The organism is Thermosediminibacter litoriperuensis (assembly GCF_008124715.1).
Classification (GTDB): domain Bacteria; phylum Bacillota; class Thermosediminibacteria; order Thermosediminibacterales; family Thermosediminibacteraceae; genus Thermosediminibacter; species Thermosediminibacter litoriperuensis.
Genome location: NZ_VNHO01000001.1, coordinates 125,040 through 140,689 on the forward strand (window position 1 = coordinate 125,040; position 15,650 = coordinate 140,689).

The window sequence follows — 15,650 nt, forward strand, 5'->3', positions numbered from 1 at the left end:
AACCGAAACGCAAAAAATGCTTTAGGGGGCCTGATCATGAGATTAAACATACCTAAGAGCAGAGTAGCTAAAATGAGTCAGTTGATACTCCCGGCCGTCGCAGTAGTTATAACTATCTCGATAATTCGTTTTCCGGAGGAAGCTTTTCAGGCAGCTTTTGAGGGTCTTGACGTGTGGTTTAACATCGTGCTCCCCGCTTTGCTTCCCTTCTTCATAGGCTCCCAGCTGCTGATGGGATTGGGAGTTGTTCACTTTATGGGTGTGCTGCTGGAACCTTTTATGAGGCCTCTTTTTAACGTCCCTGGAGCAGGTTCTTTTGTAATGGCGATGGGACTTGCCAGCGGGTACCCACTTGGGGCAATGCTTACGGCAAAGCTTGTCAAAAAGAAACTCTGTAATGCCAGAGAAGCTGAACGATTAGTGTCTTTTACTAACACCGCAGACCCGCTCTTTATGGTGGGAGCAGTAGCCGTAGGCATGTTCAAAGACGTCCGGCTGGGATCTATAATAGCCCTCGCCCATTATATATCCGCTTTGTTGGTTGGTATTATTATGCGTTTCTACGCCAGAAACTCCGAAATGACTCCGCCCGTAACGTCGTCCAGAAGCCGCGAGAGTATTTTGCTCAAAGCAACAAAAGAGCTTCTGAGAGCCCGCCGGGAAGATTCAAGACCCTTCGGCCAACTCCTAGGCGATTGTATAAAGGATTCGATAAATTCCCTCTTGCTGATCCTAGGGTTCATAATATTATTTTCGGTAATTATCAGAATAATAACCATAGCAGGTTTTGTCAATATGCTGGTTCCCATACTAAACGTAATCCTGAAAATCTTCGGCCTCCAGGACAGCCTTTCACCGTCCATCATCAGCGGTATTTTTGAAATAACGCTGGGAACAAAGCTGGCAAGCACGGCCGACGCTCCGCTTATTCAGAGGATTGTTATCGCCAGCGCTATAATAGCATGGAGCGGGCTTTCGGTACATTTCCAGGTTATAAGTATGCTAAGCGACACTGATATAAAAATACTCCCTTACTTGATGGCAAGACTCCTGCACGCTCTTTTTGCGGGTATTATTACGTATTTCATTATGATAATCCCCATAGAAGGTTTTAACTCCTGGTCCATGCCCGTATTTGCCATCGCTCCCCAGAAGACATCCGAAAGCTGGCTTAACATTTTCACTGTATCAAGTCAGGTGTTCCTATTGCTTTTCAGCCTGCTCATTCTGTTGTCGGTTATCATCTACCTGTTGAAGGGGTTTGAAATAATAAGCTTTAAGGTGATAAAAAAATAAAAAATCATATTCTCTGATTTAACTCTTCTCTTCCCTTTTTAACCGAGGCCAGAATTTTTTCCAATTGTTTTTCCAGCTGCGCCAGCACCTCGTCGGCGTACTTGTTGGCTCCAACTCTTATCTCTCGCGCGGCTTTTTTGGAGGCCTCCAGTAATTCTTCGGACTTTTCCCGGGCGATTTTCATGATTTCATTCTGGTCTACCATTTTCTCGATATGTTCTTTTGCTTCCTTTATTATCATTTCTCCTTCTTTCTGCGCTTCAACCAGAATTCTCTGGCGTTCTTCGATAATTTTTTGAGCTTTTTTTATGTCCTCCGGTAAAGCTTTTATCATCTCATCCATCAATGCCAGAATCTTTTCTTGATCTACTATAACCTTGTTGGAAAAAGGTATTTTGGAACTCTCACTTATCAAGTTTTGTAATTGTTCCATGTAATCGTAAAACTCCATAAAAACCCTCCAGAATTGCAAATTATTTATTAAATTTTTCCTTTAATTTTTCGGCAACCATTGGAGGAACCAAGTCCTTAACGCACCCTCCTAAGCTAGCCACTTCTTTAACTACGCTGGAACTTAAATAAGAATACTTAGTGCTCGTCATTATAAAAATTGTTTCTATTTCTCTGTCCAGTTTTTTATTCATCAGAGCCATCTGCAGCTCGTATTCGAAATCAGAGACCGCTCTTAAGCCTTTAATGATAATGCGAGCTTTCTTTAAGCGGGCAAAATCTACAAGTAAGCCGCTGAAATGATCCACTTCTACATTTTTAATATGACTCACCGATCCCTTTATCATCTCAATTCTCTCTTCTACGGTAAAAAGAGGTTTTTTACTCGGGTTTCTTAAAACTGCAACTATCAAACGGTCGAAAAGTCTAGAACTTCTTTCTATAATATCCAGATGCCCGTTGGTCACTGGATCGAAACTTCCCGGATAAATGGCCACATTCATTATGTTCCACTCCTATAAAAAAAAGATAGTCTCGTGATCCCGTACTTCTTTTCTTTATAACAGGTCATTTTTGGAGGGGTTTTAATTGCTTCAGAAGCTGAGTGCTGGACCACAACAATCGAATTAGCCTTTAAAAGCTTGGAGTTGTTCAAAAATTCCAGGCACGGGGAGACAAATCCCCTGTTATAGGGCGGGTCCAGAAATATTATATCAAAGGCTGTATTAGTCCTTTCAAGGCTTCTCATGCCCTTTAAATAATCAGCCTTAATTATCATACTTTTATCGGATATCCCAAGGTTGATAACATTTTCTCTTATTATCCTGCAAGCTAATCCTCCCTCTTCAATAAAAACGACCCTTTCAGCCCCTCGACTCAAGGCTTCAATGCCCACGCTACCGGTACCGGCAAATACGTCCAGAAAACTGCTCCCCACTGTTTTTTCTCCCAGAATATTGAACAGTGATTCCCTCACAATATCCGACGTAGGCCTTGTATTAATCCCGGGGAGGGACTTGATCCTCCTGCCCCTGAAAATTCCACCCGTTACCCGCATTGAATTCACCCTTTTACAAGTCTAGTATTATTCTAACATATTTGGATGGTATTTCAATAAATTTTCATTTGGAATGTTTTTTACGTATAATTTAAGTAGAGGCTGTCAATAATATTAGTGTAAAATAAATTTCCCCATAAGCTCTTCCTCCGGTTTCTCCTCTCCCAAATGCCGGCCGGCTTATGCCGCCGGCATTAAATTTTTAAACAGGGGGTAAAATAAAGAAAGAACAGACTCTATTTGACTAGAGCCTGTTCTCTGTTGTTTATTTTACTGAGTAGTCTGGCCACCGCTTATGCGTCTTTCATAATCCTCAATCATCCTGCGCACCATATGACCGCCTACGGCGCCGCAGTCCCTTGAGGAATAATTGCCCCAATAACCATCCGGAGGAGCTGTAATTCCAACTTCTCTTGCAACTTCAGCTTTGAACTGTTCCATAGCCTTATAGGCTTCAGGAACTACGAGTTTGTTTCTTTTCTGTCCAAGACCCATTTTTCTCACCTCCTCTTGTTTTTCTAGTTTTAATATAACCCGAGCATATAGCTATAATACTAGAACTATCTGCCTGAAAAACCAGCACATGTATAAATAAGCGGTTATTTTTTACATTTGTAATTAATTAAACAATTTTGAATTTTTCTTCAATATCCCGTTTTATGCCTCTGTATTCGGTTGTGGACAGCAGGTCTTTTTTGATAATTTCACCGGCGAGCGCTTTTGTCGTTTCCAACAATTTTAGATCCTTTACCAGACCAGCAAATTTGAATTCCGGCATTCCGTGCTGCTTCACCCCAAGAAATTCACCCGGGCCCCTGAGTTCCAGGTCTTTTTGAGCGATTTCGAAACCGTTGTGGGTTCTCATCATAAAATTTAGTCTTGCTTTAACGCCCATTTCCTTTGACCCGGAAATTAGAACGCAGTAAGATTTGAGATTGCTTCTTCCAACCCTTCCCCTTAACTGGTGGAGCTGCGCAAGACCGAATCTTTCCGCATTTTCCACAACCATTAACGTGGCGGAAGGCACGTCCACCCCGACTTCAACCACCGTTGTAGCCACAAGCACGTCAATTTTTTTATCGCAAAAATCTTTCATAATACGGTCTTTTTCCTCGGTTTTCATTTTTCCGTGCAGTATACCTATCCTGAGGTGAGGAAAAGCATCTTGCAATTCCCGCCCTATTTCCTCAACGCTGGAAAGTCCTATGTCGCTCTCCTCGACTGCAGGACATACGACATAAGCTTGATTACCCTTCCTTATTTCCGATTCCATAAATTTATACACTCTGGTTCTCATACTTTCGTCCACCACATAGGTCTCAACCTTCTGGCGCCCCTCGGGCATGGTATCTATTACCGAAATGTCGAGATCCGAATATATGGTGAGCGCCAACGTCCTCGGAATCGGGGTGGCACTCATCACCAGCACGTCGGGGTAGTATCCCTTTTTAACCAAGGCTTCCCTCTGCCTTACACCGAACCGGTGCTGCTCATCGGTAACCACCATACCCAACCGGGAGAATTTTACATTATCCTGAATAAGAGCGTGAGTTCCGACCACCACGTCGATGCGTCCTTTTTCCAGATCGCCCAAGATTTGTTCCTTTACGGCTTTTGGCATGTCTCCTTTCAGAATCTCGACCTTTATTCCGTGCGGATTCAAAAATTTTTTTAATGTGGCACCGTGCTGTATGGAAAGAATTTCCGTGGGGACCATGAAAGCGCCCTGATAACCGTTTTTCACCGCAAGGTAAAGCGCTATACTTGCCACTACCGTTTTCCCTGAACCTACATCGCCCTGGATTAAACGATTCATTATCCGGTCGCTCTTTAAATCCGATATAATTTCCTTCACAACTCTTTTCTGCCCTTCAGTAAGATAAAAGGGGAGATTTTTTAAAAAAGGTTTCAAATCAAAATCTTTATACGTATTTTTTCTTACCTCTCCCATGAGATGACGCCTTGTTATCATCATAGCCAGCTGAAAAAGTAAAAGCTCTTCGAAAGCAAATCGTTCCTGAGCTTTCTTCAGTTCTTCCCAGCTTTCGGGAAAATGGATATTCCTTAGAGCGGATGCCTTCGGCATTAGCCTGTACTCTTTTAACACACTCTTAGGTAAAACCTCATCAACTTCTAAGGTTTCCTGCAGTACGCTCTTTATTATTTTGCGCATAATCTTTTGGGTTAAACCCTTTGTTAGCGGGTAAACGGGGCAAATTCTGGTATAATCAACATAATCTGTTTCTTCGAATTTTTGCCATTCAGGATTTAATATTTCATACTCACCGTAATTTTTTCTTATTTTTCCTATCAGAACCAGTTTATCCCCGGGCCTGAATGCATCCTTCATGTAAGGCTGGTTAAAAAAAACGGCGGAGCCCTTTCGCCTGCCGTCCGTTACCGGTATTTTTACAATCCTCGTTTTAGATCTGGTAAGCACTTCATATCCATAATCCGCAACAAGGCACGGAAAAGCTCCGACGCTATCATCGCGACCCTGTTCGAAATTCAGCGGAGTAAGGTCCAGGTACCGTCTCGGGAAAAAATGAAGAAGATCCATCACCGTATTGATCCCAAGTGATCTGAGCAATTTCGCCCTCGAAGGTCCTACACCTTTGATATACTGGATTTCCGATAGTAAATTCAATCATATCACCTCGAGTTATTCCAAAGAGACTATATAATAGTACAGGCTCTGGTCGCCTTTGTAAACCTCCACCTCAAAATCCGGGTATTTTTTCGCTACTTCGCTCCCAACCTCTCCGGCTTCTTCCGGACTTACCGCTTCTCCGTAGTAAATCGTGAGCACACCGGAATCTTTTTCGCCAGCCATTTTTAATATAAGTTCGCGTAAAACCTCCGACCTATCGGCCCCTATCGCGACCAGCTCCCCGTCTACAATACCGAGGACGTCACCCTCTTTTATTTCGGTGCCGTTCCACCTGGAATCCCTCGCTGCAAAAGTTACTTCTCCGGTTATGACATTTTTTAAAGCCCTGTTCATGTTGTTTACATTTTCATCCACGGAATGAAGAGGATTATACGCCATAAGCGCCGATATTCCCTGAGGAATCGACCTGGTCGGTACCACATAAACGTTTTTATTGCTCAATCGCTTTACCTGTTCGGCCGTGAGTATTATATTTTTATTATTTGGAAGTATTATAATGTTTGGCGATTTCTGTTCCTCAACCACCGATAAAATACTCTCTATGCTTGGGTTCATGCTCTGGCCGCCTTCAATTATCGCCCCGGCTCCCATACTCTTAAATATTTGTTTCAAACCTTCTCCAGAGACCACTGCTACGATGGTAGTATCTTTAACTTCATCGTCACCTGGGGGAGCCGAACGCACAAATTCCTGGTGCTGTAATTTCATGTTGTCGACCTTTATTTTGGAAAGTTCCCCCCATTGCAGAGCCCTTTCCAGCACTTCTCCCGGATGATTCGTATGTATGTGAAGTTTGACGACATTATTCATGCCTGTAATTACGAGAGAATCTCCGAGAGGCAAAACCTGTGACTTTAGAGCCTCAATGTCTATTTCCCGGCCCTCTACTATAACTTCGGTGCAGTAAATATACTCGAGGTCCGGGATATCGGCTCTTACAGCGCCCTGCCCGGCCGCGCCGGCAGATTCACCGGTTTCTTCTTCATCAATTAAGGCGGGATTTTTCAAAGCCTGAAGAAAACCTTCCAGTAAAAAAATCAGACCTTTTCCGCCGGCATCCACCACCCCGGCTTCTTTCAATATTGTCAGCATCTCCGGGGTCTTATCCAGAACTTTCCTGGCATGATCCAGCGTCTTTTCCAGATTTTCAACAATATTTTTAGATTTCTTGGCTTCAGCCAGCATTTTATCTGCTGCTTCCCTAGCCACCGTAAGAATCGTACCTTCTACAGGCCTTAAAACGGCTCTATATGCCTCATCGACTCCTTTTTTGAAAGCCATCGCTAGATCCTGAGCATTCAGTGAATCCTTTTCGGCGGGTACTCCGGCGGCAAACCCCCTAAACAGCTGTGACAATATAACACCTGAGTTCCCTCTGGCTCCCATAAGCGAACCCCAAGCAGCCGCATCGACAATACGTTTCAGGTCATCGCCTTTAATCTTCCCAGCCTCTTCTACAGCCTGTTCTACGGTCAGTGACATATTGGTACCGGTATCCCCGTCGGGTACCGGATAAACGTTGAGAGAATCTACAATCCTCTTATTCTGTTTCAATACCCGGGATGAATGTATTAGAGCTTTCTTAAACAATGCCCCATCGATTTTTTCAACCGCCAATGAGATAACCTCCCCTGCTAGCTATTTCACTCGCACACTTTGAACAACGACGTTTACTTTGTCTGGTGAAAAGCCCATAAATTTATTTAAAGAGTAATGAACTTTTTCTACAACGTTATTGGCGACTTCGCTGATTTTCGTACCATACCGGACAGCAATATACAGTTCTATTATCAGTTCGTTTTCAGTTACTTGGACCTCCACACCCTTACCTAAATTTTCCCTTCCCAAAAGCTCAACAATTCCGTCGCTCATTCTTCTGGGAACCATACCGACAAGGCCGTAGCTCTCCATGGCTGCATTTCCTGCCAGGACTGCTATTACTTCCTTTGAAATGTGAATACTCCCCAGGGAGTTTTTAATGATATTTTTCACCGTCGAGCCTCCCTTAACCTTTTATTTTAAATCCGCTAATAAAGCCTATAAGGCACAGGATATATTCTGTCGAATCATAACTTCATTATAATATATTTTTATCTTCGATTCCACTTTTTTAGATTAAACCTGCCCTGAGTTTATTGCGCTCGATCCTTTTATGTGATAAAATTACTTTGTGTTTGTAAAAAACGACCAGAACAGATGTTACCGGGAGGTGTAGAAATGGCCAAATGTGAGATTTGCGGAAAAGTCCCCAGGACAGGTATCCAGCTAAGCCATTCTCATATTCGCACGAAGAGGCACTGGTCTCCCAATGTCCACAGGGTAAGAGCGATAGTTGACGGTGCCCCTAAGAGAATTCATGTGTGCACCCGCTGCCTGCGGTCCGGAAAAGTCCAAAGAGCGCAATAAAAATAGCGTGCCGTTAAAGCACGCTCTTTTTATTCTTCATGCTCCCGAGAAAATAACCCCAGAATTTTTTTTACGATTTTTCCGAGCTTTTTCGGCAATTTGAACACGTATATTTTAACCATACTCCCAGCCCTCCTTTCACCGGCTTTCGGTGAACAGCATCCATCCAAACCAGATTAAAAATCCCCCGAGAGCCATCATCCATATCCATGAAGGCAGGCGGGTAATCAGGATCGCCGCTCCCGTAATTGTCGCAACAATACCCAGAACTTTTTTCGTATTAAAGCGGAGTCCCACCGGACCACCCCCAACGGTCAAAATCCTTCATAGATATTTATATTCGTAAAGGCCTGGTTTTGACACAAAAAAGCCCCCTAAAGCGGGGGTAAATTTTTTAATTTGCGAATTACAGAAGCCGGGTCCGGCGAATTATAAACGGCCGAACCGGCCACGAGTATATCGGCGCCGGCGTTTACAACTTCCAGGGCGTTTTTTTCGTTTATACCTCCGTCCACCTGAATCAAAACGTCAAGATTCCTCGTCACTATCAGTGATTTGAGTTCCCTTATTTTTTTGAGCATGCCTTTGATAAAACTCTGGCCGCCGAAGCCGGGGTTTACGGTCATTAATAAAACCATATGAACATCCTCCAGGATGTAATCCAGCGCATTCAACGGAGTGCCGGGATTTAAAGCCACCGCCGGCAGCGCACCTTTGTCCCTGATGGACTGAACCAGGCGGTTTATATGAACCGTGGACTCCACATGGACAGTTAAAATATCGGCGCCGGCTTTTATAAAATCTTCCACGTATCTTTCGGGATTCTCTATCATGAGATGTACATCAAAGGGCAGGGAACACCGTTGTCTGAGGCTGGATATTACCGGTGGTCCTACTGTTATATTGGGTACGAAGTGACCGTCCATGACGTCGATGTGCAAAAGGTCAGCACCTGCATCCTCCACTCTCTTCACCTCTTCCTGGAGCCGGCTGAAATCAGCGGACAGGATCGATGGAGCAACTTTTATCATACTTCACCTTCCTCAAAGTTTCTCCTCGGACCATAGGACATCGTCTATCCATATTTTTACATGAATGACCCCCGACCCTTCAATGGGCACCTCCAGCGGGCTGTCCTTCGGAGAATGTTTTTTATTGTAGACTATGCGGGTTCCGAGGTCGTCGGAAATCTCTATCTTCACCCTGTAATTCGAGGGTTGCGATGGCAGCGGTATCGAGAGGGTGTATGTTTTAACCTCCGGCGGGCCGCTGCTGACAACCAGATTTACGGCGGAACCTTCTTCAACCTCGGCGCCGGGCTTCGGGTCCTGATCAATCACCGTGTTCTTCTTTGCATCGGAGGGTTTGAATTCCACCTTGCCCCGGGTCAGCTTATTTGCCTGAATTTCCTTCTCGGCCGATTCCAGGTCCTTGCCTATAAGCAGCGGTGCGTTGATTTTCTTAACTTCGGGCCCAAGGCTGACCGTGAAGTTGATTTCCGTCCATTCGGGCAGCTGCAGGCCTTCTCTGGGGTTCTGGTCTATCACTACCCCTGCCGGGTAATCATTAGAGTATTCCTCAGATCTTTTGCCGACTTTGAAATTGCTGCTATTAATGATATTTATAGCATCCGCCTCCGTAGTCCCTATTATTCTGGGAACCGGTGTGGTCTTTGGGCCTTTGCTCACGGTAAGGCCTATCGGAGGATGGTTAATTTTAACGGTTATACCCCCTTTGGGGTCCTGGTCTATTACCTGCCCCGCAGGCGCGTTGGAAAAAACTCTATCCACGACCTCGCCCTTCAGGTTTCTTTCCTGGAGTTTTCTTATGGCTTCTTCCTCGCTGTATCCTATTACATTAGGAAGCACCACTTCCGGAACTTCAAAATACTTTCGGGCCAGTAACACGCCCAGGTAGGAAAAAGCCGCAAAAAGCAGCGCGAGCAATGAAACAATTGCGATACCTTTGATATAATTGGAGGCTTTCTTTTGCTTTTTCCCCCTGTTTTCACGGGCGGACCCTTTGATGCCTGTATCAAGTACCATCGTTCGTTCCGGGTCCGAAGGTTTGAAGTTTACTACCTCCAGATCCTTTTCAACCTTCATCAGTTCTCTTTTGAGTTCTGAAGCTCTCTGGAATCTGTCGCCCGGTGACTTGGCTATGCACTTCATTATAATCTCTTCCAGGTGAGGCGGAAATCCAGGGATGATTTCGGATACGGGTTTCGGCTCCTCCTGGATATGCTTCAATGCTACAGCCACGGGACTGTCGCCGTTGAAAGGTACGCGGCCTGTTAAAGCTTCATACAACAGTACACCCAGGGAATAGATGTCGGACCTTTCATCGGTAAATCCCCCCCTGGCCTGCTCGGGAGACAGATAGTGAGCCGAACCGATCAGACCTCCGGTGTTGGTTATAGTAGAACCTGTAGAAGCCCTGGCTATACCGAAATCGGCCACCTTGATCCGCCCTTCGGGAGTTATTATTATATTGTGGGGTTTGATATCCCTATGGACAATCTTGTTCTTGTGGGCACACTCAAGGGCGTCGCAAATCTGCTTCGCGATTTCTATGACCCTAGCGGGAGGCAAAGGCGCCTCCTCTTTAATCATCTCTTTTAAGGTTCTGCCCTCAACATATTCCATTACAATATAATGAATACCGTCTTCATTCCCCACGTCGTATATGTTGACAATGTTGGGGTGTGACAGGCTCGCAGCCGCCTGGGCTTCCCTCCGGAACCTCATGACGAAATTCTCATCGTTGGAATACTCCGGCCTTAAGACTTTTATCGCCACAATCCTGTTGAGGAGGGTGCACCGGGCTTTGTAAACTACGGCCATCCCTCCTCCTCCTATTTCTTCGAGAATAACGTAGCGATTACCTAATGTTTTGCCTTTCATATCTATCACGTCTCCGTATTAGTCTACCAGTATAATCTCCACGGTTATATTGTCAAAACCCCCACAGCTGTTTGCGGCTTCTATTAATTTATCAGCAGCCGCACCCACACTTTCTGCACCTAAAATTATGTCCCTGATCTCTTTGTCCTCCAGCATATTCGTTAGCCCGTCACTGCAAAGCAGGAAAATATCTCCCTTTTTATACTCATGTTCAACCAGGTCCACATCGACGTTTTCGTCCACCCCCAGGGCTCTTGTAATCACATTTTTCATGGGGTGGCAACGAACCTCTTCCAGCGTTAGCCTTCCTTCTTCCAACAGCTGCCAGACGAGAGAATGGTCCCTGGTCAGTTGCCGTATACATCCATCCCGCAGTATATATGCGCGGCTGTCACCCACGTGGCCTATGTAAACTCTCCCGTCTTTGAAAAGGGCCATTGTGGCCGTCGTTCCCATCCCGGAACACTCTTCTCTTTGAAGGGATGTCCTGTATATCTTAATGTTGGCGTTGTAAAAGGCTTCTTTGATTATCTGCATGGTCTCATTTCCAGAGCCGCGAACTAAAAAACTATGGTTGATATGGGATGATATTTCCTCGACAGCCATCCTGCTTGCTATTTCGCCGCTTTTATGGCCGCCCATTCCATCCGCCACTATGAACAACAAAGGCTTATCTTCTCCTTCTGGAAGGTAAAAAGCATCTTCATTGTTGGTCCTTACCATGCCTTTATCGGTTCTCGCGCAGTGTATCATCTTTCCACCTCATTCATAATACTACGACGCAGCTGACCGCAGGCGGCCTCTATGTCGGCTCCCATCTCCTGCCTCACAGTGACCGAAATACCGTGGCGTTTTAAAATTTCTTCGAACAGCCTGATATTCTGCGGTTTGCTTCTCAAAAAATCCCTTTCCCTGACAGGGTTTAACGGTATTAAATTGACATGGCACAGCAAACCTTTTAACAAGCGTGCGAGTTTTACTGCGCACTCCTTCGAGTCGTTTACATCGGAAATAAGAGCGTATTCAAAAGTAATTCGCCTATTCGTCTTTATTATATAATATTTACACGCATCTAACAATTCCAAAATGGGATATCTGCGGTTGACGGGAACGAGTTTATCCCTTAAACCGTCCTCAGGGGCGTGCAGAGATACCGAAAGGGTAATCGGCAACTTTTCATCGGCCAAGCGCCTGATTTCAGGCACTATCCCGCAGGTTGACACGGTGATCCTCCTGTAGCTTATATTAAAAGCCAGGGGGGAGTTTATAATGTTCAGGAATTTTATCAGCTCCTCGTAGTTCAGTAAGGGTTCGCCGCTCCCCATGACAACGACGTGGCTTATCCTTTTGCCTATATCTTCCTGTATCACGAGAATCTGGTCGACCATTTCTCCGGAAGTCAAACTCCTTTTAAGGCCGCCGATGGTCGAGGCGCAAAAGGCACACCTCATTGCGCATCCAACCTGGCTCGATACACAGACACTTATCCCGTATGGATGTTCCATCTTGACGCCTTCAATTATGTTGTTGTCCGCCAGCGAAAACAGGTATTTTACAGTAGCGTCCCTGCGGGATTCAAATTTTTTGTAAATGCCGATCTTGTCTATATAAGACAGCTCTTTCAATTTTTCCGCGAGAGCCCTGGGTAAATCGGTCATCTTTTCGAAGTCCGTAACGCCTTTGTATATCCAGCGGAAGATCTGCTTCGCCCTGTAAGGCGGTTCACCCAGCGATACTACAAAATCCTGAAGTTCCTCTACAGTCATCCCCTTAAGGTTAGTTTTAGGCATAAAATATACCCCTTCATCGTATTCTTTTTAGCCGGGCGATGAAAAACCCGTCTATCCCGTTCACATTTGGGTAAATCTGAATATACCCGTACGGTTCTTCCACTTCGGTGGAGAGAGCCTCTGGTAAATAAGGTCTTATATCGTCAAGATCAAAATCGCGGTTTTCCTTTAAAAACTCCTTTACGACTTCGTAGTTTTCTTCGGGTTCGATGCTGCAGGTACTGTAGACCAAAATCCCTCCTGACTTAACGTACTGCGAAGTAACCTGCATAATTTGGAGTTGCTCCCGTTTTAACACGAGTATATCTTCCGGTTTCTTGCTCCATTTTATGTCCGGTTTTCTCCTGATCACTCCAAGTCCGCTGCAGGGCGCATCTACCAGTACCCTGTCGAATTTGCCGAACTGCTTTTTATCTGTGATCCTTGCATCCCTCACCTCGGGGTAAACTATTGAAACGCCCAACCTGTGACATGTTTCTTTTAAAAGTTCAACCCGGTGAGGGTGTATGTCCCAGGCGTAAATCCGGCCGTTGTTTTTCATCAACTGCGCAAGATGCGTCGTTTTACCTCCCGGAGCCGCCGCCACGTCCAGTACCGTCTCTCCGTCGGCGGCGCCCAAAGCCCTCGCCGCCAGCATTGAGCTTTCATCCTGGGGTTGAAAATACCCATTTTTAAAACTGTCGAGCTCGGTTATAGGCGGTCCATCATCTATATAAAGGGCTTCTTCCAGAAAAAGCCCCGGGCTGTATACAACCCCTTCCTTATCCAACAACATCTTGAGGTCCGTTATGTTTATCTTGAGTGTGTTAACCCGAACGCACATTCTGGGCTTCTCGTTCATAGCCCTGCATAAAGACTCCGTAAAATTAAAACCGAAAAGATCCAGCCATCGCCGGATCATCCACTTGGGAAAAGAATAGTATACTGTAAGATACCTGACCGGATCCCTTACATCGGGATAATCTATGCTATCCTTATTTCTTATAGCGTTTCTCATCACCCCGTTAACAAAACCCGCCGCTTTGTTATTATATAATTTTGCAATATTGACCGATTCGTTTACAGCCGCATAATCCGGTATTTTATCCAGAAATAAAATCTGGTAGAGCCCTACTCTAAGGCTGTTCAATATGATGGGATTGATTTTATTCAAGCCGATTCGCGAGAATTTAGACAGCACGTAATCCAGCCTTGTCCTATGCTTTATTACACCGTAAACCAGCTCGGTTATCAGCGCCCGATCTTCCCTTGAAATTTCAGTGGTTAGATGTCGGTTTAAGGACAGGTTGGAATAGGAACCCCTTTCCACTTCGGCGAGGATCTTTACCGCTAGTTCTCTAGGATTTACACTTTTCATCCGCCCTACTTCCTTTCCAGATAAGAGACGCGGTAAGACCGTAGTCCAGGAAAAAATCCACAGCTTCCCGGACCCTTTCAACATCCACCCGCGTATTCATGCACGGTCCTTCGGGCCTTATATTTAATATGCCCAAAACGGGGATGGGATTTGTATCCAAAATACCTTCCGAAAGGTCTCTCTCGCAGGCGATGGCCACAATTGCCCTGGGCCTGTATTCCATTACAATTTTGCGGGCCAGCGTCCCCCCTGTGGCCACAGCCAGCTTTATACCTTTACTCTCAACCAGGCTCAAGAGTTTATCTATGTCGCACCTCCCGCAGCGGCGGCAGTTTGACACGTTAGCCGTAATTTTATGGGGGCAGTCCCACCGCTGAAGGCAGTGAGGCGCCAGCACTAGAATCTCGTCAGGCTTGATCCTGAAATTTCTGCTCTTAACCAGCTTGTTGTTGACTTCGACATACGAGCTCTTTACGATGTCCTTAGGTATATGTAACAACCTTCCCAAGGTCAGCGCTATTGGAAAAAGCAAATTTATAGAAAAATTCATCAACTTTTGAAGCCCGAAAAAGCTTTTTACATGCCACAGAGTCAGCACAGTCGCCGCAAGACCTATGCTGAGTATTGCTATAAGTACTATCATGACGGCTATAACCGCCAGCAACAACAGCCTGTAAAAATAGTTGAATTTATTTAAGTAAAGCGCTATACCGGCCGCAGTAAAACCCAGGAACATTATTATGCTCGCAACCAGCAGACTGATAAAAATCCGCTTTTTAATTTTCATCCGCAAAAAGCTCTCCCTCATTCAAAGCGTGACCCACTAAATAATCGGTAGCTTTCATCCGCTTTCTCCCGGCTTCCTGGAGCTCGGTGATCATAAGGATCCCGTCGCCCGTTCCTATCAAAACACCCCGAGTTTTGTCGACCCCCACAATTCTCCCCGGGGCCCCTTTCCCGTCAATAGAATAAATCCTAGCTCCCCAGATTTTTACTTCGACACCGTTTCTCATCGTATAGGCACCGGGCCACGGTTGTATTCCCCGTATCAGGTTGTAAATATCCTCAGTCTTACTCCTCCAATCAATTCTGCCGTCTTCTTTTCTCAACATCGGAGCATAAGTAGCTTCGGCGTGGTTTTGGGGGATCCGAATAATATTTCCGGATTTTATCTTATCAAGGGTTTCGACCAGCAGTTGCCCTCCGAGCCGTGCCAGTACTTCAGATAGGTCAACCGAAGTCCACTCGGGATTTATATCAACATCCTTCTGTAGAAAAATATCGCCGGTGTCCATACCCTCATCCATCCACATGGTCGTAACGCCGGTCCTGGTCTCACCCTTAATTATCGCCCATTGAATCGGCGCCGCTCCCCGGTATTTGGGAAGCAGGGAAGCATGAACATTGATACAACCTATAGCCGGGATGCGCAGTACCGAGGACGGTAAAATCTGGCCGTAAGCTACCACTGCGATGAGATCGGGTCTGAGAGCTTTGAGCTGATTTACAAACGCCTCATCTTTTATTTTCTCGGGCTGGTATATTCTGATCCCGTATTTTTGCGCCACCACCTTAACCGGTGGAGGGGTCGGGATACGCTTTCGCCCTTTGGGACGATCCGGCTGCGTCACGACAGCCATCACGTTATAGCCGTGCTCCACCAGGGCGTTCAGCGATGGCAGTGCAAATTCAGGGGTACCCATAAAAACTATATTCATAT

General features: G+C 45.5%; 17 protein-coding genes. 2 read left to right on the forward strand and 15 right to left on the reverse strand.

Going from position 1 to position 15,650, the window contains the following annotated elements; all coding sequences use genetic code 11:
• Positions 1–36: 36 nt before the first annotated feature.
• Positions 37–1,296 carry a sporulation integral membrane protein YlbJ gene (gene ylbJ / locus LZ11_RS00700; RefSeq protein WP_148865680.1) on the forward strand — a complete coding sequence of 420 codons (1,260 nt, stop codon included), beginning with the start codon at positions 37–39 and terminating at the stop codon, positions 1,294–1,296.
• Positions 1,297–1,300: 4 nt separating this feature from the next.
• On the opposite strand, the gene LZ11_RS00705 is transcribed toward ylbJ, so the two are convergent.
• The 7 genes from LZ11_RS00705 to LZ11_RS00735 form a co-directional block, all read right to left on the reverse strand.
• A complete protein-coding gene (locus tag LZ11_RS00705) occupies positions 1,301–1,747 on the reverse strand; it encodes an ATPase (RefSeq protein WP_148865682.1) in 447 nt (148 codons plus the stop codon).
• Positions 1,748–1,769: 22 nt separating this feature from the next.
• On the reverse strand, positions 1,770–2,249 hold the full coding sequence (coaD, locus tag LZ11_RS00710) for a pantetheine-phosphate adenylyltransferase (protein ID WP_148865684.1): 480 nt from the start codon (positions 2,247–2,249) through the stop codon (positions 1,770–1,772).
• Positions 2,249–2,812 (reverse strand): 16S rRNA (guanine(966)-N(2))-methyltransferase RsmD, encoded by a 564-nt coding sequence (gene rsmD / locus LZ11_RS00715; protein WP_342782572.1) that lies wholly within the window; start codon positions 2,810–2,812, stop codon positions 2,249–2,251. Before rsmD ends, coaD begins: the two co-directional genes overlap by 1 nt.
• A 261-nt stretch (positions 2,813–3,073) precedes the next feature.
• On the reverse strand, positions 3,074–3,298 hold the full coding sequence (locus LZ11_RS00720; protein WP_148865688.1) for an alpha/beta-type small acid-soluble spore protein: 225 nt from the start codon (positions 3,296–3,298) through the stop codon (positions 3,074–3,076).
• A 127-nt stretch (positions 3,299–3,425) separates the two neighbouring features.
• Positions 3,426–5,450 carry an ATP-dependent DNA helicase RecG gene (recG, locus tag LZ11_RS00725; protein WP_148865690.1) on the reverse strand — a complete coding sequence of 675 codons (2,025 nt, stop codon included), beginning with the start codon at positions 5,448–5,450 and terminating at the stop codon, positions 3,426–3,428.
• Positions 5,451–5,465: 15 nt separating this feature from the next.
• Positions 5,466–7,091: a DAK2 domain-containing protein gene (locus tag LZ11_RS00730; RefSeq protein ID WP_148865691.1), complete on the reverse strand. Its 1,626-nt coding sequence runs from the start codon at positions 7,089–7,091 to the stop codon at positions 5,466–5,468.
• Positions 7,092–7,112: 21 nt separating this feature from the next.
• Positions 7,113–7,466 carry an Asp23/Gls24 family envelope stress response protein gene (locus LZ11_RS00735; protein WP_148865694.1) on the reverse strand — a complete coding sequence of 118 codons (354 nt, stop codon included), beginning with the start codon at positions 7,464–7,466 and terminating at the stop codon, positions 7,113–7,115.
• A 225-nt stretch (positions 7,467–7,691) separates the two neighbouring features.
• Here LZ11_RS00735 and rpmB point away from each other — a divergent pair, with 225 nt between their 5' ends.
• A complete protein-coding gene (gene rpmB, locus LZ11_RS00740) occupies positions 7,692–7,880 on the forward strand; it encodes a 50S ribosomal protein L28 (protein WP_148865696.1) in 189 nt (62 codons plus the stop codon).
• Between the two features lie 138 nt (positions 7,881–8,018).
• On the opposite strand, the gene LZ11_RS12310 is transcribed toward rpmB, so the two are convergent.
• The 8 genes from LZ11_RS12310 to fmt all read right to left on the reverse strand — a co-directional run bounded on the left by LZ11_RS12310 (position 8,019) and on the right by fmt (position 15,648).
• Positions 8,019–8,177: a hypothetical protein gene (locus LZ11_RS12310; protein WP_170240244.1), complete on the reverse strand. Its 159-nt coding sequence runs from the start codon at positions 8,175–8,177 to the stop codon at positions 8,019–8,021.
• A gap of 77 nt (positions 8,178–8,254) precedes the next feature.
• Entirely contained in the window at positions 8,255–8,911 is a 657-nt protein-coding gene (gene rpe / locus LZ11_RS00745) for a ribulose-phosphate 3-epimerase (protein ID WP_148865698.1), read from the reverse strand.
• A gap of 12 nt (positions 8,912–8,923) precedes the next feature.
• Positions 8,924–10,723 (reverse strand): Stk1 family PASTA domain-containing Ser/Thr kinase, encoded by a 1,800-nt coding sequence (gene pknB, locus LZ11_RS00750; protein WP_246110655.1) that lies wholly within the window; start codon positions 10,721–10,723, stop codon positions 8,924–8,926.
• 78 nt (positions 10,724–10,801) lie between these two features.
• Positions 10,802–11,536 carry a Stp1/IreP family PP2C-type Ser/Thr phosphatase gene (locus LZ11_RS00755; RefSeq protein WP_148865702.1) on the reverse strand — a complete coding sequence of 245 codons (735 nt, stop codon included), beginning with the start codon at positions 11,534–11,536 and terminating at the stop codon, positions 10,802–10,804.
• Complete coding sequence (gene rlmN, locus LZ11_RS00760; RefSeq protein WP_148865704.1) at positions 11,533–12,573, reverse strand: dual-specificity RNA methyltransferase RlmN; 1,041 nt, start codon at positions 12,571–12,573, stop codon at positions 11,533–11,535. The genes LZ11_RS00755 and rlmN overlap by 4 nt, the downstream gene beginning before the upstream one ends.
• 13 nt (positions 12,574–12,586) lie before the next feature.
• Positions 12,587–13,930 (reverse strand): 16S rRNA (cytosine(967)-C(5))-methyltransferase RsmB, encoded by a 1,344-nt coding sequence (gene rsmB / locus LZ11_RS00765; protein WP_148865706.1) that lies wholly within the window; start codon positions 13,928–13,930, stop codon positions 12,587–12,589.
• On the reverse strand, positions 13,911–14,717 hold the full coding sequence (locus LZ11_RS00770; RefSeq protein ID WP_246110656.1) for a DUF116 domain-containing protein: 807 nt from the start codon (positions 14,715–14,717) through the stop codon (positions 13,911–13,913). The genes rsmB and LZ11_RS00770 overlap by 20 nt, the downstream gene beginning before the upstream one ends.
• On the reverse strand, positions 14,707–15,648 hold the full coding sequence (fmt, locus tag LZ11_RS00775) for a methionyl-tRNA formyltransferase (RefSeq protein WP_148865708.1): 942 nt from the start codon (positions 15,646–15,648) through the stop codon (positions 14,707–14,709). The genes LZ11_RS00770 and fmt overlap by 11 nt, the downstream gene beginning before the upstream one ends.
• Between the last annotated feature and the right edge of the window lie 2 nt (positions 15,649–15,650).